The organism is Peribacillus frigoritolerans (assembly GCF_001636405.1).
In the GTDB taxonomy this organism is placed as follows: domain Bacteria; phylum Bacillota; class Bacilli; order Bacillales; family DSM-1321; genus Peribacillus; species Peribacillus frigoritolerans.
On record NZ_KV440950.1, the window covers coordinates 4,868,312 to 4,889,966 of the forward strand.

Consider the following 21,655-nt stretch of genomic DNA (forward strand, 5'->3'; position numbering starts at 1 on the left):
GTGGCCGGGGTCGAACCGGCACTCCAGAGGAACACGATTTTGAGTCGAGTCGCTCTCCAAAGGGCTCACCAGTATATATTTATCAGCAAACTTGAGAGCTTACCGCTACTTACTGTCATACGACCAATCTATTAATACCACTTTATACTAAAAGTAAGAAGTTGCCAAGAAAAAGTTTGTGAGTTGAGCTCGTGAGCAAAAGGAAGCCCGCTCAGTGGCATGCTAAAATCAATTAATAGTACAATTACTCATTGAAACAGATTTAATTCGCTTGTAGGCTTCCTCAGCAACACACTGAGACAGCAAAAAAAAGCCAGAACAAGAGAATTCTACTCAGTTAAACACATTCTAGCTCTATGAGTTCACTTTCTCGGTTCCAATAGAGAGAGCCTCAAGAGCCTTCTTCCTCGTATAACTTTGGAGGGTTATTTATAAACCAGAACCGTTCAAGCTGTTTAAATTGCTTTGGGTGATCCTTCTCGTTAATTGAAAAAAGAATAGCTTCCTCTCCGAGCTTAATCTTAATATTGAAATAAGGTGGCTCTTTAGTTTCCTTGGAATTTATATAAACAATGGTCTTCAATTTCACTAAGAGTCCTCCTCTATTTTTAGTTAATAAGGACAACTTCAGAGCGTTTCTCATTTGAAAATCAATCTTCCTATGTAAATAAATAATCATAAATTTGGCTTTCAAACTTTGAATTACAACTCACGAAAATTTGACCGATAAAGTATGTAAGCATCCTAGCATGGTTGTTTTCTAATAAAACCAACATACTCTCAAAGAGATTTGATTGTTTATCAAATAACGTTAAAATTTGTCTTACATATTCAAAGCCCTCAACAATGCAAAGTATGGTTTTTTTACTTTTTACTAACGCACCCGTTACTTGAATAAGGATTAATCTAGGATTTATATTTCCTTTAAGGAAAATAACGTTTCTAGCACATCCGAAAGTAATTCTTGTTGTCGTTCTATTTGGTCCAGTTGTTTCTTTACCATTAACATACAATTTAATAAGTCTTCATCTCAAAAGCTAAACCACTCCCTTTAAGGAGTGGTTTTAACCCTATTATTTATAATAGAAATTGATGAACTATGCTGTGGGTTTTTCATTATTAACTTGTTGCTGCTGAATTTCCCTTAGCTTTGATATATATAATAAACACAACTCAATACTAATTCTTTTTTTATATATAGAAAGAATATTTTCTTTAACATTATATTTCAGGGTATCTATATGCTTCTTATCATCTGTATTAACAAATTTCTTGGAGTAAGTTACAAATGAAATAATAGCATTTATATATGGTTTATTTTGATGGATAATTTGAATTTTATAGCAACCTATAGACCCTTTCAGGTTGTTATTTTCATCATAGTGATCTTCTGAATCTGGAACATATGAATCTTGCTTTCTAGCATCTTCTTTAGAATTGCAGAATAAAAGGTCTTCTTTAGATTTTAGAATCTTATTAAAAGTAGAGTTATTACCTAGTAATTCTTTTTTAGAAATACTTTTTTCTGCATAAAGACTTTCTGCAAGATACCACTCTCTATTATTTTCATCTGGGAAATTATAATGAAGACATATATACATTTCCTTACCGTTTATTTTATAATCGGGATATGACAAAATTGTACACAGGGACTCATTCAAACATTTTATTATGTGCTTTAGTTGTTCTTTAGGGTTACTTAAAATCTGAGGTGCTTCATTTAATCCACTCTTAATATCTTTTATTTGCTCCTTTAGGGTAGCATACTTAATATCACATAATTCATTTGACGCGGAATTCATGACATTTAGCAATACTAATTCAGCTTTATCTTTACCATTATTTAGTTCTTCAAATTCGTAGACCCTTTGTGCGATCACAAATATAGTTGAAACTAGTACAACTAGACCAGTAAAAACCCACCCCTGCCATGTAAGTATTCTAGTATTGTTTATCACTGTTAAAAGATGCAAGTTTATTCCCAAATAGGTAAGTATTAAAGAGAACCATACACCTATAGTAGATGTAATTAGAGGTATAATTAACCATCTTTTTTGATTCCACTTATGGATAGCAATCAATTTTTCTTTAAAATATTTTCCTACTCCCATAAACTAACACCACTTTCTACTAAACTCTATATTTCTCAAAGAAATGAATGTTTTCTGTATTTTTTTTATTTTTATTCTTGATATTAATTTTATATTCTGCCACAACATTATTCTTTCTAACTACAGTTAATTTTAATATTTTTATTAGGTCAAGTAGCAAACTAATCTCTCCTTATAGAATAGATTTTATTTTAACTATTATTTAAATTAATTCGAATCTCCACTTTTGACTATTTTCAAGATCCATTTCAGTACTTATTTCACTAACAAACATGTCTATTGGTCTTGCAAATACACCACATTCACCGTAAAGAGCTTTATATATTACTAATTCTTCCTCCGTTTCAGTATGTAATGCAATATCCAATATTATATACTCTTTATTTTTATAATGTCTGACCATCCTCCCCTTATGATTGCGTAATTCAATTTTTCTTTCTTCTAACTCGTCCATAACTATCCACTCCTTGAAAAATTTACCTATACTTATTATAACCTCTATTTTGGATCCGTAAATATTTCCAGAGGTTAAAGATTTGTAGAATTTGCAATAGTACTTTTTCTAAGAGACATTTTACGCTCGCGGATTGCGGATAACAGAAAACGACATTAGGTTTTTATTCATATTTACCCACTTATTTTTCCATTCTTAAGCTTATTCTACAACTTCAACAATAATTCCTTCTTTCACTATCCTGTCCCGTTAGTTTAAGTATAAACCTTCACAATTTCACTAGAGTGTAATGGTTTTTTTTGCTATATAGACGTAAAGAAATAACGATATTCAGAAATAACTTGGTCTAAAAAAACCTTGCGCACTCAATCTTTTCTGGGCTTTTTCATTACAATAAAAAACTGATTAATAGTTTTTACATATTATAGCTTTATTAATAGAAAGCAATTATAAAAGCCCCCTTGTGCTAGGGGCTGTTAGTTTACGTGAGTTGCGTTCTAAGCCTGCTAGTTCCTTCCTTTTATATGCTTGTGAAATGCAATGAGCTTTAGTCTTCACCTATTACAACTATATCGAAGACTTACCTTCATATTGACCAAAAGCAACATTCCTGACTTCATTGAAATCTTGAGGGCTATTAATATCAATCTTCTTTATGAATATTACAAGCTTTTACCCCAACATTTAATGACTTTTTATCAAAAGAACCAGCTCCCTTGTCAATTTAGTCGAACCGATAAGGAAGCCAAGAGTAAGGGAATCCCAAGAGTTCAACTCCAGAGCGTCATCGAAAGGAAGTTCCTTCAGCGTTGTTTTCTCGCGGATCCTTCTCAAGCTTAGCTTCGCATTATTTATTCCTTGTCTTCTTCGTCCATGAACAAATCAGTAAGAGAGACTATTGAAGCGTTGTCCTTGTTCTCTTTACTTTTCGTAAACTTCCGGTTTAATCCCAAGCTTTCAGCTAGTCGAATTAATTTGGTTTCAAAATCGTTGTAGCTTGGAGACTCGTCTAGGAAATTCGCTGAGTCCTTTCGAGCTTGCTTAATGAAGTTGAAAATGTAGCGGTCAAGCATTGCAAGGTTCACTGGGTCAATCTCGTTCTCCTCAAGGAACCACTCGACAGTTTCATTGTAAAATTCAACCTCCTCTTTTGTGAGCTGGTCTTTAAATGACTGACTGTAAATTCCATGCACTAGAGCCGCCTTCGAGTTTAAATTTGCCATACTTTTCATCCTCCCTTCCTCAGTTTTTTGTCCTGTAGAGTTCCCTCCATGGGTTTTACACCTTCCATTTGAAGAACCGTCCTCCTTAATATGAGGAGAGCGAACACAAATTGAACCGTTCCCCTGTTTGGCTCCACATATGGAGGGTTCCTTTTTAAGCTTGCGCTTTATAATCTTTACAGCTTCCTCATTAGTTTCCCCCTCAGTCTGAGCAATGAGTTCTCTCAGTTCCTTTGGGAGTTTGCTTCTTTTGTTCCCCATTCCTTTCACCTCTTGTTTTGGAGCTGGTCATATCGTTCCTCCAGCTCTCTTTTCTTTTCTTTTCTTCATAGTTTCCTAGTTGACGCTTCAACTTGAGACGCTCCATGAGCTCAGCTTGAATTGAAACCATTTCCTCCTCAGTGCTTTTGCTCATAAAGTTCCCTCCTCATTACAAGCTCTTCCCATGCTTTTTAGTATGTTCCTCATAGAAACGCTCGAAAGCTTCCTTCTCTTCCTGTTCCTTTTTCTCAGCAAGAAGAGCTTTCACATAAGGAGACTTTTGGAGACCGTCAACAGTCTTTTTGAGTTGGTTGAACTTCTCGGAAGCTGGAAGCTTATCAAAGGAAACTTGTTTTTGACGCTTCAAAGCAAATTGAATCATTGACTTATTGACTGCCCTTTCAATCTTCTCGCTCAAGTCCTCTTGCTCACCCTTCTCCCTTTTTTCCTTCTCAGTCTCTTCAATCAGAGCCCACAAAGCGTGTAGTTCTTTTATTTCCGCTACACTGAGCGACTCATTGGTATTTAAAGCCTTGTCTAATAAAAAACCCAATCGTTCTAAATTCTTGTTTTCAGTTTTAGTGTTCATCTTGTTTCCTCCGTCTTCGTAGTTTGAAATCAAGCTTCCATCCTCAGCAAACATTTGAGCTGACTTCACTTGTGGAAAAGCCACCAAGGAAACTTCTCGGATCCTGTAGGGCTTCGCTTTACCGTTGAAGTTCTCCAAGTAGAATGAAATTGACAGCTTCTTATACAATCCATTCTGAGCCTTTTCCTGAGCTTCCTTGTCAATAATCTTGAGCTTTCCGAATAGCTTCCCACCACTCAAGCTCACCTCTTGTAAGAAGCCAACCGTATCTTTTGCTGAGTCGGAGTGGTCTAGTTGAACCGGAATTTCGTCCTCAGGGTAGAAGGTGTCAACCAAAACTTGAAGGTCTTCCTCTGTGTATTCAACTCCCCTGTGAGTGCCGACAGAGAACAACTCAGCGTCTTTGTAAAGCGCTCCATTAATTACCTCACTGAAACTCTGACCGTTGAAATCACTGGAAAATCCTTCCGAAAATTTGTTGCTAATAAATCCTGACATAAAATCACCTCATATTTTTGTTTTGTTCTTAAACTGAAAGTAAGCCTTTAGAGTTGAACTCTTTTTGCAACTCCATAAGCTTCTCGAAAGAGAAAGTCTCAATAAAAGAGCGCTCAAACTCTTCGAGCTTCTCCAAGGCAAAAGCAAGCAACCTCTTTCGACCTGTCTCAAGTGCAATCCTGCTCGCTTCCGAGTAGTCTAGAAGTAAACTTTCATAGTATTTAATAACGTTCTCCATTGAGCAACTCACCTCGTTTTTGTATTTAAATAAGAGCCAGAATGATCCGGCTCATTAGTTGTCATTTATTTAGTTCCGTTCTCATGCTTGCAATCGTGCGGTCAATCGAGTTCTCCTTGAGCTTAAGCTCCAACATCTTTTCATCGAATCGTAGTTGCTGAAAAAGCATTTCTTTTCTAAAATCACTTAGTCTCCTTTCCACAAAAATCACCTCAGAAGTTTATTGGTTGTTTCCCCTTATTCGTTTTAATGAGAAGGAAGCTCGAAAGCCTCCCTCAGTAGTACGTCTTAGTTCAATTCAATGAAAGCCTCAATCTTAGCAACTAGCTCACTGAACTCCTTTTCAGCCTTCGAAATTCCGGAAGCTGAAGCCTTGTTTGCGGCTTCACTCAGTCGAGCATTCTCTGGTTTTGAAGCGTCAAAGTGTTCTCCGTATTTCAAGCCAGCCATTCTCTGCAATTCTTGAGCGTCAGCCATTCCAGTCTTTCCGTAAAGCCTGCTTACAAGCTCCTCAGCTTTCATTTCAAATTTTCTGCGCTTGTGAGCCAAGTAAACTCGCTCCTCGTAAGCCTTAGCCGCCTCGTCAATCTTTGCTTGCTTCTCAGCCTCATTAATAGCTCCAATCTGGGAGCCAACCTCGGAAATCTCAGCTCCAATAGCTTCAAGCTCTTTTTGAGTCTTCTCAATAGCTGACTTGAACTTCTCAACTTGTTTTTTGTTGGCGGCTGTCTCGTCAATCATTAAGTTTGTTTCCGCTATAGCCAGACCGTTCTGAATCTTACTTATCTTAGTTTGAAGCTCTTGAGCCTTCTCTTGCAACCTCCCTTGTTTTACTTCCAATGCTTCCAATTCGTTTGTTTTCTTTGTGAATAATCCCATAGTATTTTTCCTCCTGAGCTCGCCTCTGAGGGCGGCATGTTTTTTTTGAATGTCAAATAAGCCTTCGAGCGAATTGCTCCAAGGTGGATCCGTTTTATTTTCCTTCTCAGTAAACCGAGTAAGGTATTCTTACCATTCCATTCTTTCTCGAACGTTCAACTCGTTTCCAATAACGTCCGTCACTTCCTCAATCGTTACGAATCTGTTTTGCCTTGAGACTAGCTTTGGAGTAATTATTAACGCTGTCCTGCAAGTCCTTAAACCAACTAGCGCTTGCTTCTTGAGAAGGCTCGCAATTAATCGCTTGACTTGAACCAAGGAAATTCCGACCTCCTCAGCGAAACGCTCTCGGTCAAATAGCTCAACCTTGTTCGCGTCCAACTCGTGTGGGTTCCTACAGAGTGCATAAAACTTAGTGTTGAAATATGGAAGCATCATGAACAATAAACCCAGTTCTTGAACAGTCAGCTTTTTAATTTTTTCTCTGAGTTGGATGTTGTAAAGCTTTGTAAAAAAGTCCTTTTCTGTTCTCGTTCCTCTTGAAGCCAATCGAGGGTCAATGTAATACTGAAAGCTTCTTCCTACTTTCTCACTTCTTACATATCCAAGGCTTACAAGCTCACTTATTTGAGTTTGAACGCTCCGAGCTGACTTTCCTGTTAGTTCAGCAATATCTTTCGCTGAAAGAGCTTTCTGGTTGAAGTAAAGCAAGCCCTCTTTATTCATATCCATATACGCTAGTAAGCTCAAGAAAGTTCCTGCTTGGGTCAAATTCAAAGTTTTATTCATGCCTTTTACTCCTCCATCTTCAACTTGGACAAACGTCCTCTTGTCTTCCTGTCTCATTCTTGCTTTAAAAGCTTTGTCTGAGTTGACTCTCTGAGGACTTTTTGCTTCTCCTCCAAGTTCAACCAACTCTCTCACTGTCATCTCCTCAAAATTCTTCATTTTCTCTTTTCTCCTGCTGAATACAGCTTTTAGTTTGTTTTATTTGGTCTTTACTTCCACGCTTATTAAGCTCATTGGATCGTTCTCACCAAGAGTGGAAGCAATCTTATTTAGCGTTTTAAAAGTTATTGCTCGTTCAATCTTTATCCTTGAGAGAGCTTGTTTGTGAATCCCTGTCTTGTCTGCAAGTTGAGTCAGCGTCAATCCTCTACTTTTTAGAATCTTTTCAATATCAACGTAAATTTCAACGCTCATTTCGTCACCTCCAATATTCTTTATTCCTTTGAGCCAAATCTTCAGCCAACCTCAGGAACTCAACATATCCACCAAAGCTCATGTCATTTGCTTGAGCCAAGTAATGTATTGTTCTCTCAAGTTGTTCCTTATCAATCAAACCGTTTGAACGCTCACTTTTAATGAACTCGAAAATGCTCATTGCTCCTTTTGCTTGGTTGACCCTCTCAGAGACAAGAATCAAATTTCCTTTTGTACTACCGAGCCAGCCCTTGCTCATAGCTTGAACGTGGTCAACTTGAAGCTCGACTTTCTCACCGGAAATCATACAGCGACCAGCCGCGAAAGCTTTGAGCTCCAAATATTCTTCATCAGAGAAGTTGCTTGGAAGTCCGAGTCTAACAGCTCTTTCTCTTTGGCGGTAAACTATCCTCTTTTCTCTGTTTGCCTTATCGTAGTTCCTTTTGTAATCCTTATAGCAGGGCTCACAAGAAGCTCTCAAGCGTCCATCACTATATGTTGGGAACTCCTCAGCCAACTTCAACCTTCTACATGTCTTACAAGCCTTCTGAGCAACCTCTCCAGCTTCATTTATAAGTTCAATTTGTTTAGTTTTGTTTGTTTGTCTTACTGTAAACATTTCCACATCACTCCTTTTAAACTATTTTGTTGACACTACCCCAAAGCAAATAGACCAGCTCGTCAGCCAGCCTTTGGAGTAATGCAGATAAGCTCAAACTGTTATAGTCACTTTGAAGACCTGTACCAGTTTGAATGATAGGGGAACAACCCTTCGCTCGCTCTTGGGGAGGTCGTGGCAAAGGTTGTTGTTCTGAGGTCTTCTTGTGGAGAGAAGACTGATAGAGGGGAGCTAAATCAATAGCTCCTTGCATTTAATGACAAAAAAAGTTGCAAAGCCAAATTACGAAGAAAATAAGAGCCAGCTCTCTAGGAGCCAGATAAACGGAAATTTTAAAATTATGCTCTTAACTATAGTGTGCCAGCACTGTTTACTGTCCTTACCTATAATGTGAAGCAAATCCTACTTTTTAAAAAAGATCCTCTCATATATACATTATTCCGGTCCTGTTACCTTTTTTGAGTGAAAAAAGCTCTTTTTCGTCCTCAGAAGTGCCTTGATCCCTTGGTACGACTGGGAAAAAAATTTTTTTGAGTTTTCTCAAAATCACGCTTATTTTATCCAATCGAGGAGAATCTTGAGCGATCTCATTTTTGCTTTTGGCTCGGGAATGAACTTCATAACTACTTTCGCGAATAAAGTCATCTGAGAGGGCTTTTAGGAGCTCTCCCTGTATTCTGATTATCTTTCGATAGTATTTATTTGTATTCAAGAGAGGTAAAAGCTCCCTGAGAGCCTCCTGAGGTCTTCTTGAGAGGTCCTGCTATTTGGAGAACGACTGGCTCATGTTTTGTTCAGAGTGCAACCGAGAGTGAAGCAGTGGAGTCAGAATAGCCTTGAGAAGCTCTCAGAGGGCTCTCTCAGCTCTTTGAATGGCTTCTGAATTTTGTATTCAAAACGATTAGAGACGCTCTGATAGGGCTTCAAATGGCTCCGAGGAGTATTTCTATGACAAAGAGGAGTTTGAATTGCTCTGTAAGGCTCTGAGAGGACTCTTCTAGCTCCTTGAATAACTGATTGTATGTAATACGAATAGAATCGCTTTGAGAGCCTCCTGAGGGCTTTTGGTGAGAAAAAAATATTCAAAAAATATACTTTGTAAAAATGTCAGCTACCGCTCAAGCAACCCTCCCACCCTCTTATGATTTTCCGTCTCAAGGCTCCCAATATCCGGTATTAATCCAAATCTCATGAGCTTCAGTATCATATCCTGCGCCAATCAGCTACCTTCAGTATCATATCCTGCGCCAATTAAAACAGTCATAAATTATACTCTCCCAAGGGATTCAAGCGTTTCCACCTCGGAAATCCTCTTATATCTTATGACTAAAGGAACCGTCTCAGGGAAGAACGAAATGGATCCGCCCTCAAGGTGATGAAGTGGAACCTCTTTTAAAAATCTTATTTTCTTCCTCAAGGGATTAAAGGATTCTAGGGAGTGAACTAAATAGACACCATATCTTTAAATACTTGGTATTAAAATAAATAAATACAAGAGGTGGCTTATTAGTTGACCTATTAGTAAAGCACTAAAGAGTAAATAATAAATAAATATAAGAGGTGTCTATTAGTTGAACTATAAGTAATACTCTTTTAGTCTTTCGGGAGGGTGTGACCTTTTTTTCTTCCCTTTTGTTCTTTACTGAGGTGGCAAACTCAACAGCACCAAGGACTTGAGAGGTATTTTCAGGACTTATTAATCGTTTTTGGAGTAGGCTCAGGAGCGGAGAAAAACTAGTACAGACTTCAATAAGAACTGGTACAGTTTTCGTTTGAGGTAAACTATCCTTAAGATTTCTTTTCGCTTTACCGAGGAAGGACACTCTGGCTTTGTAGAACTATCGGGGCAGGTTAGTTGAACAAGCAATAATCAAAATAATTAAATAAACATTAGAAAAAGCTTTTTATTGTGATACATTAAATGGAAATACGAGGTGGAAAAAATGCTGTCATTATTGAACGATTTTTCCCTGTCACAATTACATCATCATAACTAGTAGCAATCTTTATTTAGTTTCAAATTTTTAAGTTTATTTAAACTATAATTAAAGTGATTCCAAAAACAGGTTTATATTTTAGTGAAACGAGTAATCTTAGAAAGAAGACTACTCGTTTTTAGAATGTATTTTTTTATTAAGCTTGTTATATGCTCTCCATAGATTTTTATCTCCTGAATAGTAGAAATATTTTTTAGCAATAATATCACAATCTTTTGATGCATCGTCTAATTCGATGTACTCTTCAAAAAATTTAGAAGCTCTATTTTTTGATTTGGTTTTTTTAAAATCTAAAATAAAATTAGTAATTAAAAGTGCAATAATATATGGGGTAAAAACAATAGTACCCATATTAATTATGTTAGCTTTTGAAAAAGTAGATATATATTTTTTTAGCTCATCTAAGTCTTGAGAATATTGATTATCACTTTCTACTATTGATAGGGTTAGTACCTTATATTCTGGTAATGAAATACTAGAGAATTTCATACTTACAAAGAAAAAAATAAGAGTGGAAATTACTGAAATAATGATATTACTTATTTTTAAAACATTACCGAGTTGTTCAAGCTGATAGGGTGGATGTATTAAAATTATAAAACTTAAAAAGATAATGGAGTATATGCTTATTATAATGAAATCGAATAGGTCATTTACTTCAAACATATATGAGTTAATTATCAAATTAGTAGGTTCAAAAAAAGATATAAAATTAAAATTAATTGAATATTCCGAATTACCCCCATCCATTGCCCAGTCCATTACCCATATTAAAACTTCTAATATTGAAGTGATTACTGTAAGTATTACCAGTACTCCAAAAAATGTAGTGCATAATATACTGATAAATCTCAGAATAAAACAATTAAAGTATATTGCAACACCACTAAAGAAAATGCAAATGGAGATACATAATATTGAGTATCCATGTATACTACTCCAAAATGCTTCTGAATTTGGTCTATATTTTAAATATAATGTTATAAAAAAAATAAAAACTGATATTATTACTAAAAAACTCCCTCTTTTTTGTCGATCTGTCTTATAGTCATTTTCTTTAATATCTAGGAAATCTAGTCTCCTCAATGAAATATATAGCCTTATAGCTTTTAACAACCAAAGTATTGCTAATACTCCTGCAAAAATGTAAAACAAATAAAAATGAATTATGGAAACAAATCCGGCGAAAACAAGAAACATTATTGAATTAATTCTTCCTTTTTTTGTATCAATATTATCAATGAGTAGCCAAAATTTATCCATATAGCCTCCGAATTAAAAATATTCTTTTGTATTTATAAAAAGTCGAATGAAAAAAAGATGCTTTTGGAATTATAAACCATTTATAAATTGATTTCTATAGTTCATTCTCTTTAGCTGATTCACCACTTAAAATGCAAGGAGAACAGAGATGTCTTAAGATTAGATTGGAACTGATTTTGATTTATCTCATAAAAATGCCGTGTACATAATTCATTACCATTTGGTGACCCTTTTGCTTGAAATAAAAAAAGGGAAAAGCAAAAAAAATTAGAACCTTCTGAAATATAGGAGGTTTTTGCTATATTGATGTCAAATATCACCTATGATGGTAAATACCCAAAATAATAAAAGGTTGTGATGTCATGAATCAAAACAGGGTGGATCATGTCAGAGTGGGCATATCAATGGAAAAGGAAATAATAAAAGATAAAAATTTGATTTTCAATGATGTAAAAAAAAATATTAAAGAACTTAATAATGGTTTAATCGTTCACACGACGATTAGTAATTGGATAAGACAGTCATTTGACAAACACAAACAGGTTGTTCAAGATGAAAAAGTTGTACTGGTTGATTTGAACCTTCCAAGAAATGAATGTCCTATCGATGAATTAGAATGTGAAGGTAAGATTTATCCATTTTCAAAGACACGTCTTACTGTTAATAAGAATCATTCTGATTATGCGTTTATTACGTATATATTTGACGGTGGAAAAAAAGAATTTGTTTTAGAACCATTAGTTGAAGAATGCATAGAGATCCTTAAAAAAGATGAAGAATTCGCAGCAATCAAAAAAAGAAAATGGCCTGAAGGTTTTACGAACGAATGGGATAAAAAAATATTTGAAGAGTGAAGAAGAGAAAAATCTGATGTATCTTCTTATCTTGATGACCTTCCACAACCGGACGCTTTTCTTGAATAAGAAGGCGTCTTTTTGTATTGTACCGGATTTCGGAACAACAATTATTAGGGATAGGAGTTATATTTAGGTGTAGAAGAGATTGTGAAGGATTCCACTTAAACTATTGGGTGCTTAACTTCTATATGGGGCTGCCCTCCCCTCTTCCCCTGAGAAGGAAGCTCCAATTCCAGAGTGGCTTCCTCCAGAGGTGACTTTTAGGGAGAAAATTTTTTTCATTTTCATAGTTTGTAAAAACATTCCCTACCGCTTCCAAGAGACCCCCTACCCCTTGTAATTTTTGCTTAACTATTCTCTCCGAATGCGCTCACGAGTCTCACTCCCAAATATACTCTGCTTTTTCAACATACAATAAATACGTATAAATATAAATAAAACCAGTTCCTTTATGTCCAATCGACTTCCGATAAACAGAATTATGTCAACTAGTTATTGTGAACCAGCCCAGTAATACCAACGTCTCACGACTCACTTACTGTATGTCAAGGTGTACTATGAGTACGCTATCTAATATACATTAGAGCCTTATATCCCTTGATCTATCTACATTTTATGTATGTATAAAGGCTTATGCAGCACACTCACTCAGCCACCTCACAAATATTTATTATCCTTTCTCTCAGTGCATACTCATGAGCCCTCTTCCTAGTCCGTACTCATAGCGGCTACAATAAGGGCTATCCTGAGGAGGTCTCCTGAGTAACCGCTCCTGAGAAGGCTCTCTCAAGGCTCCACTGAGAAGGTCCTCTCATAGCTCCCTTATTGCTGGTTTTCTTCTGAGTGGCTCTCTCAAGGGCTCTCAATAGCAAGCTCCTAAGGAAGGATCCAGAGTGGCTCCCTCAATAAAGATAAAAGGAAATAACAGAAAGCTGTCTCGAAGGTCTTGTGTAAGTCCACTCAAGAGCCCCCCCTCTCTCCAGAAGCTAAATAACTTTCTCCTCTACATCCTCACACCACTCAAGGGTTCTCTTATGTAATAAGAGTTGCACCAATCTGGAAGGCTATTTCTCTTCGTCCAACGCTTGAGCGAATTCGGGAGGGAATATTCCTGATTGGTGTCCTAGGGTGGAAATCGTTCTGGAAGAGGGAACGAGAAGGGAAACAAGAAGAGCTTTTAAGAAGAATAAACTCAGAGGTCAACTCCAGAGGATGACTGAATCAAGGGGAAAAGTAATTAAGAAGAGAAGCTGTCTCCAATGGTTTTGAATAAGTTTACTCCAGAGGAGCCTCTTCGCTCTCTTAGCATCCTGTCTTCTTAGAAGGGAACTCCAGAGAGAACCTTGAGGAGAACTTGCTTGGCTTAGCTTGTACTCTGACTCAATTGTCAACTCAAGGGCTGTCTTTTGAGGGAGAACAAATAGAGATGACCATCTCTGGTATATGTACATAGTTCTGATTGACATATAGCGAAAAAGGAGCGTATCGAGGGCGATGTAATCTCAATAGTCCACTCCTTATCTCTCAAGAGTCCACCCATTTAATTTCCTCACTACTCACCCATTAATGAGTTTGAACTCTAAAGAATAGCAAGGAAGCTGACTCAAGAATACAAGTTCAAGAGCTAGATAATAAAACCAACTTAAAAGAAGTCTCAAGGGCGAACAATTAGAAACCTCTTCTTCATTTTCTATTTATTTATTAAACAAGCTTTCTCAGACAACCCCTCTTTCTCTTGGCCAAAATGGTGTGGCTTAGCTTTTGTTTCCTCCTTCTATTTATTTCATTTTAAAACTTTCTATCATGGGTTGTAATTCTTCTTGATATTGTTCTACCATTATTTCAAGTGAAGGCATTATATTATACTTTTCAAGCCAAGAAACGTAATGAAGTGCAACCTTATGTGCAATATCAAAGTAGGGGACAGGTTCTTTGTAACCAATCTCTCTGTGAGCTGAAAATTTATCTCTGAAGCCTTTTATCTTTTGCCAATTTTCTACATAGTCTTCATGTGTCATGTTCAGAGCTTCCAAGAAGTATTCCTTAAAAGGTACATAATCATATTCTTCGGTAAAATCCACTTTACTATAATGTGTTAGATTACCTTTGCTACCAAATAACATGCACCAATAATTTACTGATGTTAAGAGGTGTGCATCAGCTGTGAACTTCCAAAAAAGCTTTGGACCCGATAGGTTTTCCACATTATGTATTAACTCCTTGTAAGATGAATAATGATATAAAAAGTCACGTAGAATTGGGATTTGTATAATTAAAATATCATCTGTTGTATGTTTGCTCATATTATTCCTCCCTTATATATATTTGTTTTTATTCTAAATTACTTAATATCGTGGAGTTTTCTTTTTCTTTCTTTCTTTGTATATCAGCAATCTCCATGTAAACTTCTTTTAGAACTTTTTCAAAGGTACTTAATTGGCTTTCCTCAAAGAGTCTTCTCCAAACAATCTGTTTTTTTGATGCGTAATCCGCAAATTGATTCCTTGCAACGGAAGAATGTAAAATTTTGTTCAAATCAACTTCAGAGGTTGTTGTATAGCTTAATTTTTGCTCTTCGTCTGCTACATCCATTTTTTTCTCAAGAGGAACTAAGTCAAAGGTAATGGCTTTTGAAAAATCATCATAAAAATTGAAGCAAGTAATAAGCTTCATATGTAAATCATCATTCTCAATTTTTTCTAGAAGGCTATAGTTGTTTTTATCGAACAATTCAATCGTATACCTTTCTAAATTAGCTGTATTTTCTGGGGTTCGCATTTCGTCCTCAGCATGAAACCTGCTTTGTACAGCAATATAAACCTCTCTTTCCTGTTTAACTTTTCTCAATTCCATACTATAATTACTTAGCTCAAGTCTAATCCTCATTAAAGAAGGTAACTGAGCTATTATTCTGTTATGCAATTCAATTTGTTGTTGTTTTTTAATCTGCGAGTTGGCAAGAATTTGTTGTTTTTCAATCTGGGAGTATGCAATAACATACGCTACGAATGCACTTACAAGACCCCCTGTATAGTTTCCCCAAAAAGAAAGCCAGTTGTCTGATGTTCCAAACACCCAAGGAAGCTTGTACTGAAATAATAGAAAGTTAACAACAGCTGGAAAGAGTAAAATTATTAGAGCGTATTTCCAAAAGGTTTTACTTTTTAAATTAAACATAAATATCTCCTTCTCAAGCTAAATGATAATAGAATTATACACTTCAAAAGGAAATACTTACTATAAAAAAATGAGGATGTGTTAAGTATACTTAACAGCTCACCCTCATAAGACTTCTACATATCTAACTTTTTTTAAAAAAATCATATTTTGGAAATCATTTATATCACCTGATCCACATTAGTGAATTTTCAAACGAGAACTCTATGTTGTTGGTTTTCACCTATCTTTTCTCTTTTTTCTGTTTAACTAATTTTCCATGTTATAGGACAACAAAAAGCTGGTTAACAATCAAAGCTCCGCTTTATTAAAATCACGCCAGAATTAACGACCTTAAGTTAGGTGCACTTCTATTTAGCGATAAAATTGTAATTTAATATAATTATTTCAGATACCTTTTTAATTAAATTAATGTATTGCTTTAATTCTTCATTTGTTTTATTAAATGTTGTTCTAAAAGGATAACTTCTATTTGAATGTGTACATTCACATCTAAAGTCATATAAAACTGTTGCTAAATTTTGAAGATCTTTCAAGTCCTTATCTTGTTTAATTTTCTTTAGCTCGTTTTTTAAAATTTCAATTATATCTCTATTTGCTAAGAAAAATGCTTGATCATGCACTTCACCTTTAAAATACCTTTCTAAAACTAATTTCAATTTTTCTCTATCATTTTTTGCTTTATTATATTTTTCTACAATTTCAATAATCTCTGTAATATCTTTATCTTTATGGGTTGAAAACCAGCTAGAGTTCATTATTTGTTTTACATCTTGCACTGTTTCATGTAAATATACTTCATCAAATATACATTCCAATACCTGATAATAAGCTAAGTATTTAAATTCACTATCAGACATCTTTAAAGCTCTATGATAGTAGTCAATTAGATCAGAGTCGTATTCCTTTTTAAAATAAGGAGTTTTAATGTCATTCAATTCTTCAGTAATATGCTCGAATTCTCCCTCATCCTCATCATCTTCTGGTAATTCTTCAAAAGTTATTGTTGCTGAGAATTTATAAGATAAATCGAACAATATACATTTAGCATAGTATAGTAATTTTTCTTCGATTTCCTTCATTTCAATCGAAATATTTGATACTTTATTGATATTATAGATTTTTAAAGTTGTAAAGTTGTCCTCAACCTCAAGATTTCTGTATAATTGATTATTTTCTATTATTGTTGAGAATTCCTTAGAAACTGAGCTTATTTCATAACAAATTCTATCTTGAGAACGGATTTCATCTTCGATAGAAAAGGATATATGAGATAGACCGTCACCCCAAACCATATCAGTATGGTTTATTAAAACTTCAAAATAGTCCTCTCTATAGCAAGCTATAACTGGAATGTATTTCAAATCAAAAAAATCTTTAATTTTGTTATAAATTGTGGAAAAATCTAGGCTCTCAAGTTCTATATAATAGTCTTTTTGCCAATCTTTATTGGCAATAATTAATTGTTCCCTATCTATCCAAACTTCTATATTGTCTTCTTTTATCAAGCTTTCTAAATCAGATAAACGACCAATGCATTCATTCAATAGACCAGGAATTTTTTCATCATCATCTAGTGCAAAACTAAAGCTTGTTCTCCAATCTTTTCTTGATAAAATAACATTATTATTAATATTTTGATAATCAAATTTTATATTAATATCCTTGTCCACATTACCCACTAAATTTTTAATTTCTTCTTCCATAAGTAACTCCTTAGCATTAATAGTTTATTGAAACAAAAACCATATTAACCATACAAATTATACCATTACCAGAACCAGATAAGCATAATAAGATAGAATAAGTTGAAATCATTCTTTCTTGTTTAATTAACCTGTATCGTTGAATGAGAATAAATTCAACAATAAAAGTTATATTATTCTTCTTAATTTCAGAAAAGAGATAGAATTAAAAAACAATTCTTAGTGATCTATTTCTTCCATCCAATAACAAATATTCGAGCCAATAAATTTCCTTTGTTCAACCGAAAAGACTCCACAGAGTGTACCCCAGAAGTACGCTCCAAAGCTTTTCTTAATCCGTCTGGATTTATAAGCAAGGACTGAAGCCTTAAAAGCTCGTATTGCTGGCTCAAGAATATCTTGAACGCTCGGAGCGTATTTCTTTGAAGACATATGAACCTTTCCCCATAGAGAGAAGGCTCCCTCAGCATTTACAAACGGTTTAACAACTTGAATAAACTCCTTAGGGACCCATTCAGTAAGATATGTATAGTCAATTTTATTATCAATAGTCGGCTCTGGCTGTCGTAAGTTCTTTAAATCTTTAAAGAATGCTTTGAAAAGAAATGTTTCTTTCTGCTTAGAATGCTCTTGAGCTGGCTCTGGAGTTGGCTTCTCAGTTTGCTTGCGTTGGGTCAAACCGTTAGGACTTATGATTGTAATAGAAGCCCCAAAGCCTCCAGAAACTACTCTAAGAGTTCTCACTCGTTTAATTACTTCTAGCTCTTTTAATCTCTTTAAACTTCGTTGAGCGCTCTTGTAGCTCACTCCTAGCTTATTAGCCATTGTTTGAACCTTGAGGAAGCTAACACCAATAAACTTGCATGAGTGACCAGCAAGCAACCTCAAGAGGCTCCTGTCGAGTTCTGTAAGCTCCAGAACCTCCAAGACCTTAACTACATACTTGTCCATCTCAGAGACAGACTTAAAAGACTCATATTTTCTTAGCTCGTTCATGTCTTCCTCCAAATTCCGGAGGTTGCTCCCATATCAAACTTTTTGTATACTTAAATAAGAGGAGCAATCCTCACTTGTTTTTCGAGGAACTACTTCTTCCCAGCGACCAAACTTGGAGAGGTAGTTCCTTTTTGCGTTCTCATTATTTATTTAATCCTCGAATGGCTTTCAGCGCTTCCGAGTGGATCCGTTTGTTTTCTTCGTTGGTGTGAATGGAAATGAAACGTTCAAGATTCTTCTCTTGCTCCTTGAGCTGACTCAGTAGTTCTTCCTTTGTCATTGTCATTCCAGTTCCCTCCTCAGATTCATTCCGTTGATTGGGAAATGCTTGTCGGTTCCCCACTAGCTTTGTTTTTACAACCTCTTTTTAATGCTTCTCAAAGGACTAAACTTTTGATGTTTGTTCTTCACGTCTTCACTAAAAAGGTTTACATAGACTTTGACCATTTCCATTGAGGTGTGCCCTAATATAGATTGCAGCTCGAAGATACCAGCACCGTTCTGCACTGATAAACGAGCGAAAGTGTGTCTAAATGTGTGGGGAGAACATCTCACGTTTTCAATCTTAGCTTTCGCACCGTAAAACTTTATTCTGTTTTGAACTTGTCTTTTTGTGAGTGGCGTTCCGTCAATGGTTACAAACAAGCTTAAACACTCGGTAACACCTCGAATGGAAATATACTTCTCTAATTGCTCCCTCATTGTTTTTTGGATGGGGACAATCCTTTCTAAGTACGTTTTGGAATGTCTAATATGAATAGCACCCTCTTTTAATCGAACATCACATAAATCAATCCCACCCAACTCGTTGACTCTAATTCCTGTCTCCAATAGTAAAAGCATTAAAGTATAATCCCTTAAACCTGTAAACGTCCTTAAATCTGGTTGCTTGAGAAGGTGCTCAAGTTGCTCGGTTGAGAAGGTTTGTACAATATGTTTTCTATCCTTGAGTAGCTTAATATTTTCTACTGGGTTCTTTCTAATATGCTTTTGCTTATAAAGAAAATTGAAGTACGCTCTAATGGCTCTTAATCTAGTATTAATAGTGACAGTTTTTAAGCCTTGCTCTTTCATATAAAGAATCACATTCCGTTGAATAATCTCGTAAGTAACACTGTTGGGGTCTGACACTACATCTTGCTCCTCAAGATAACGTTCAAAAACTTTCAACTCATTGGAATAGTAACGAATGGAATGTGATCGTAAGTTCCTTAGTTTGCAATCATCAATAAACAACTCAAGGGAATCTTTGAAGTCATACGACTTGGAGTTTTTATGCACTTTGGAGAGTTCACTACTGGAGAGAAAATTATCGCGTCTAGCCAATTTACACACCCCTTTTCAACTTGTGGTCGTACGACTCGTGGAATACGACTTTCAGGAAAATAATCGTGTGCTGTAAACACAAAAAAAGCCCCCTACTAAGTAGGGGACTCCTTTGTCTTACTGATAAAAGTGATACCGGTGGCCGGGGTCGAACCGGCACTCCAGAGGAACACGATTTTGAGTCGTGCGCGTCTGCCAATTCCGCCACACCGGCATGTATGTTGGAGGCGGCAACCGGAATCGAACCGGTGGTAAAGGTTTTGCAGACCTCTGCCTTACCGCTTGGCTATGCCGCCAACGTTTTTTGGAGCGAAAGACGGGATTCGAACCCGCGACCCCAACCTTGGCAAGGTTGTATTCTACCACTGAACTACTTTCGCATATGGCTGGGCTAGAAGGGATCGAACCTTCGCATGACGGAATCAAAATCCGTTGCCTTACCGCTTGGCTATAGCCCATTAACGTTGTAATCATTATATCATATTTTTTAAAATGGGGCGACTGATGGGAATCGAACCCACGAATGCCTGAACCACAATCAGGTGCGTTAACCACTTCGCCACAATCGCCATTATAGAATTTAAATTGGCAGGGGTAGTAGGACTCGAACCCACACTGGAGGTTTTGGAGACCTCTGTTCTACCTTTAAACTATACCCCTGTAATAAAAATGGTGGAGGGGGGCAGATTCGAACTGCCGAACCCGAAGGAGCGGATTTACAGTCCGCCGCGTTTAGCCACTTCGCTACCCCTCCGCATATGGATGAAACATGGTGCCGGCAAGAGGACTTGAACCCCCAACCTACTGATTACAAGTCAGTTGCTCTACCAGTTGAGCTACACCGGCACTACTATGGTGGCTCAGGACGGAATCGAACCGCCGACACAAGGATTTTCAGTCCTTTGCTCTACCGACTGAGCTACTGAGCCAAACATTAAAAATGGCGGTCCCGACGGGAATCGAACCCGCGATCTCCTGCGTGACAGGCAGGCATGTTAACCGCTACACCACGGGACCATAGATTGCGGGGACAGGATTTGAACCTGCGACCTTCGGGTTATGAGCCCGACGAGCTACCGGACTGCTCCACCCCGCGACGGTAATAATGTTGCTATTATACATCAAGTTTTCGTGTTAAGCGTTTCAATGGGCTGAATAATCAATCCTTTATGCAGAAACAACCTGATCTTATTGAAAAATGGTGGAGGATGACGGGATCGAACCGCCGACCCTCTGCTTGTAAGGCAGATGCTCTCCCAGCTGAGCTAATCCTCCAATATGTTGTCTAAATGGTGACCCGTACGGGATTCGAACCCGTGTTACCGCCGTGAAAGGGCGGTGTCTTAACCGCTTGACCAACGGGCCAGGTATAAATGGCGGAGAGCAAGGGATTTGAACCCTTGAGACAGGGTTACCCGTCTACACGATTTCCAATCGTGCTCCTTCGGCCACTCGGACAGCTCTCCAATAATGGCTCCGCAGGTAGGACTCGAACCTACGACCGTTCGGTTAACAGCCGAATGCTCTACCACTGAGCTACTGCGGAACAATATAAGCTTGGCGACGTCCTACTCTCACAGGGGGAACCCCCCAACTACCATCGGCGCTGAAGAGCTTAACTGCCGTGTTCGGAATGGGAACGGGTGTGACCTCTTCGCTATCGTCACCAAACAATGTTAACATTTTTTCAAGACATATATTATTATAACGTCTTTTTGAGAAAATGCAAGAAGAAATTTTCATTCCTTCAAAACTAGATAATAAGAAGGTATTTCACTTTTTAAAAAGCGTTGGTTAAGTCCTCGATCTATTAGTATCAGTCAGCTCCACATGTCACCATGCTTCCACCTCTGACCTATCAACCTGATCATCTTTCAGGGATCTTACTAGCTTGCGCCATGGGAAATCTCATCTTGAGGGGGGCTTCATGCTTAGATGCTTTCAGCACTTATCCCGTCCGCACGTAGCTACCCAGCTATGCCTTTGGCAAGACAACTGGTACACCAGCGGTGCGTCCATCCCGGTCCTCTCGTACTAAGGACAGCTCCTCTCAAATTTCCTGCGCCCGCGACGGATAGGGACCGAACTGTCTCACGACGTTCTGAACCCAGCTCGCGTACCGCTTTAATGGGCGAACAGCCCAACCCTTGGGACCGACTACAGCCCCAGGATGCGATGAGCCGACATCGAGGTGCCAAACCTCCCCGTCGATGTGGACTCTTGGGGGAGATAAGCCTGTTATCCCCGGGGTAGCTTTT

Annotated in this window: 20 protein-coding genes, 15 tRNA genes and 1 rRNA gene; 1 reads left to right on the forward strand and 35 read right to left on the reverse strand. The window is 37.0% G+C overall.

Translation table 11 applies throughout. The annotated features are described in order from the left end of the window. Positions 1 to 391: 391 nt before the first annotated feature. The 13 genes from A6755_RS22940 to A6755_RS23005 all read right to left on the reverse strand — a co-directional run bounded on the left by A6755_RS22940 (position 392) and on the right by A6755_RS23005 (position 11,335). Entirely contained in the window at positions 392 to 589 is a 198-nt protein-coding gene (locus tag A6755_RS22940; RefSeq protein WP_063592082.1) for a hypothetical protein, read from the reverse strand. 70 nt (positions 590 to 659) lie between these two features. After that, a complete protein-coding gene (locus A6755_RS22945; RefSeq protein WP_063592083.1) occupies positions 660 to 1,013 on the reverse strand; it encodes a hypothetical protein in 354 nt (117 codons plus the stop codon). An 84-nt stretch (positions 1,014 to 1,097) separates the two neighbouring features. Further along, positions 1,098 to 2,111, reverse strand: a complete 1,014-nt coding sequence (locus tag A6755_RS22950; RefSeq protein ID WP_063592084.1) for a hypothetical protein — start codon at positions 2,109 to 2,111, stop codon at positions 1,098 to 1,100. A gap of 202 nt (positions 2,112 to 2,313) precedes the next feature. Then, on the reverse strand, positions 2,314 to 2,565 hold the full coding sequence (locus A6755_RS22955; RefSeq protein WP_217349295.1) for a DUF1653 domain-containing protein: 252 nt from the start codon (positions 2,563 to 2,565) through the stop codon (positions 2,314 to 2,316). A gap of 851 nt (positions 2,566 to 3,416) precedes the next feature. Further along, the gene (locus A6755_RS22960; protein WP_063592085.1) at positions 3,417 to 4,049 is read right to left on the reverse strand and encodes an HGGxSTG domain-containing protein; all 633 of its coding nucleotides are present in this window, start codon (positions 4,047 to 4,049) and stop codon (positions 3,417 to 3,419) included. Positions 4,050 to 4,218: 169 nt separating this feature from the next. Next, on the reverse strand, positions 4,219 to 5,136 hold the full coding sequence (locus A6755_RS27330; protein WP_063592087.1) for a hypothetical protein: 918 nt from the start codon (positions 5,134 to 5,136) through the stop codon (positions 4,219 to 4,221). Between the two features lie 28 nt (positions 5,137 to 5,164). Continuing rightward, complete coding sequence (locus tag A6755_RS22975) at positions 5,165 to 5,374, reverse strand: hypothetical protein (RefSeq protein ID WP_063592088.1); 210 nt, start codon at positions 5,372 to 5,374, stop codon at positions 5,165 to 5,167. A 61-nt stretch (positions 5,375 to 5,435) separates the two neighbouring features. Then, a complete protein-coding gene (locus tag A6755_RS27335; protein ID WP_174878764.1) occupies positions 5,436 to 5,576 on the reverse strand; it encodes a hypothetical protein in 141 nt (46 codons plus the stop codon). Positions 5,577 to 5,662: 86 nt separating this feature from the next. Further along, positions 5,663 to 6,253 carry a hypothetical protein gene (locus A6755_RS22980; RefSeq protein WP_063592089.1) on the reverse strand — a complete coding sequence of 197 codons (591 nt, stop codon included), beginning with the start codon at positions 6,251 to 6,253 and terminating at the stop codon, positions 5,663 to 5,665. Between the two features lie 129 nt (positions 6,254 to 6,382). Further along, positions 6,383 to 7,201, reverse strand: coding sequence for a helix-turn-helix domain-containing protein (locus A6755_RS22985; RefSeq protein ID WP_063592090.1), 819 nt, complete (start codon positions 7,199 to 7,201; stop codon positions 6,383 to 6,385). Between the two features lie 39 nt (positions 7,202 to 7,240). After that, positions 7,241 to 7,456 (reverse strand): helix-turn-helix domain-containing protein, encoded by a 216-nt coding sequence (locus A6755_RS22990; RefSeq protein WP_063592091.1) that lies wholly within the window; start codon positions 7,454 to 7,456, stop codon positions 7,241 to 7,243. Between the two features lie 4 nt (positions 7,457 to 7,460). After that, positions 7,461 to 8,075: a hypothetical protein gene (locus A6755_RS22995; protein WP_063592092.1), complete on the reverse strand. Its 615-nt coding sequence runs from the start codon at positions 8,073 to 8,075 to the stop codon at positions 7,461 to 7,463. 2,105 nt (positions 8,076 to 10,180) lie between these two features. Next, positions 10,181 to 11,335: a hypothetical protein gene (locus tag A6755_RS23005; protein WP_063592094.1), complete on the reverse strand. Its 1,155-nt coding sequence runs from the start codon at positions 11,333 to 11,335 to the stop codon at positions 10,181 to 10,183. A 362-nt stretch (positions 11,336 to 11,697) separates the two neighbouring features. On the opposite strand from A6755_RS23005, the gene A6755_RS23010 reads away from it, so the two are divergent. Further along, positions 11,698 to 12,189, forward strand: a complete 492-nt coding sequence (locus tag A6755_RS23010; protein ID WP_235565983.1) for a hypothetical protein — start codon at positions 11,698 to 11,700, stop codon at positions 12,187 to 12,189. 1,781 nt (positions 12,190 to 13,970) lie between these two features. Here the strand turns inward: A6755_RS23010 and A6755_RS23015 are convergent. From A6755_RS23015 to rrf, 22 genes are all read right to left on the reverse strand, one after another. Next, a complete protein-coding gene (locus tag A6755_RS23015; RefSeq protein WP_063592095.1) occupies positions 13,971 to 14,495 on the reverse strand; it encodes a hypothetical protein in 525 nt (174 codons plus the stop codon). A gap of 28 nt (positions 14,496 to 14,523) precedes the next feature. Next, entirely contained in the window at positions 14,524 to 15,369 is an 846-nt protein-coding gene (locus A6755_RS23020) for a hypothetical protein (protein WP_063592096.1), read from the reverse strand. A 350-nt stretch (positions 15,370 to 15,719) separates the two neighbouring features. Next, complete coding sequence (locus A6755_RS23025) at positions 15,720 to 17,075, reverse strand: methylamine utilization protein MauJ (RefSeq protein WP_063592097.1); 1,356 nt, start codon at positions 17,073 to 17,075, stop codon at positions 15,720 to 15,722. A 219-nt stretch (positions 17,076 to 17,294) separates the two neighbouring features. Next, entirely contained in the window at positions 17,295 to 18,071 is a 777-nt protein-coding gene (locus A6755_RS23030; RefSeq protein ID WP_063592098.1) for a helix-turn-helix domain-containing protein, read from the reverse strand. Between the two features lie 142 nt (positions 18,072 to 18,213). Further along, a complete protein-coding gene (locus A6755_RS27340; protein ID WP_174878765.1) occupies positions 18,214 to 18,357 on the reverse strand; it encodes a hypothetical protein in 144 nt (47 codons plus the stop codon). Between the two features lie 68 nt (positions 18,358 to 18,425). Beyond that, positions 18,426 to 19,397 (reverse strand): tyrosine-type recombinase/integrase, encoded by a 972-nt coding sequence (locus tag A6755_RS23035; RefSeq protein WP_063592099.1) that lies wholly within the window; start codon positions 19,395 to 19,397, stop codon positions 18,426 to 18,428. Between the two features lie 133 nt (positions 19,398 to 19,530). After that, positions 19,531 to 19,611 (reverse strand) — tRNA-Leu (locus A6755_RS23040). Positions 19,612 to 19,619: 8 nt separating this feature from the next. Next, positions 19,620 to 19,693 (reverse strand) — tRNA-Cys (locus A6755_RS23045). A gap of 9 nt (positions 19,694 to 19,702) precedes the next feature. Continuing rightward, positions 19,703 to 19,777 (reverse strand) — tRNA-Gly (locus tag A6755_RS23050). A gap of 3 nt (positions 19,778 to 19,780) precedes the next feature. Further along, positions 19,781 to 19,855, reverse strand: a tRNA-Gln gene (locus A6755_RS23055). A 35-nt stretch (positions 19,856 to 19,890) separates the two neighbouring features. Then, positions 19,891 to 19,966: transfer RNA gene (locus A6755_RS23060), tRNA-His, on the reverse strand. A gap of 17 nt (positions 19,967 to 19,983) precedes the next feature. Beyond that, positions 19,984 to 20,057, reverse strand: a tRNA-Trp gene (locus A6755_RS23065). 10 nt (positions 20,058 to 20,067) lie between these two features. Continuing rightward, positions 20,068 to 20,151 (reverse strand) — tRNA-Tyr (locus A6755_RS23070). 16 nt (positions 20,152 to 20,167) lie between these two features. Beyond that, positions 20,168 to 20,243, reverse strand: a tRNA-Thr gene (locus A6755_RS23075). Between the two features lie 7 nt (positions 20,244 to 20,250). Continuing rightward, positions 20,251 to 20,326, reverse strand: a tRNA-Phe gene (locus tag A6755_RS23080). 12 nt (positions 20,327 to 20,338) lie between these two features. Beyond that, a tRNA-Asp gene (locus tag A6755_RS23085) sits at positions 20,339 to 20,414 on the reverse strand. A gap of 5 nt (positions 20,415 to 20,419) precedes the next feature. Then, positions 20,420 to 20,493: transfer RNA gene (locus tag A6755_RS23090), tRNA-Met, on the reverse strand. 103 nt (positions 20,494 to 20,596) lie between these two features. Continuing rightward, a tRNA-Val gene (locus A6755_RS23095) sits at positions 20,597 to 20,672 on the reverse strand. Positions 20,673 to 20,687: 15 nt separating this feature from the next. Further along, positions 20,688 to 20,762, reverse strand: a tRNA-Glu gene (locus tag A6755_RS23100). Positions 20,763 to 20,771: 9 nt separating this feature from the next. Then, positions 20,772 to 20,863: transfer RNA gene (locus A6755_RS23105), tRNA-Ser, on the reverse strand. Between the two features lie 5 nt (positions 20,864 to 20,868). Continuing rightward, positions 20,869 to 20,943 (reverse strand) — tRNA-Asn (locus A6755_RS23110). Positions 20,944 to 20,952: 9 nt separating this feature from the next. Next, positions 20,953 to 21,068, reverse strand: a 5S ribosomal RNA gene (gene rrf / locus A6755_RS23115). Between the last annotated feature and the right edge of the window lie 587 nt (positions 21,069 to 21,655).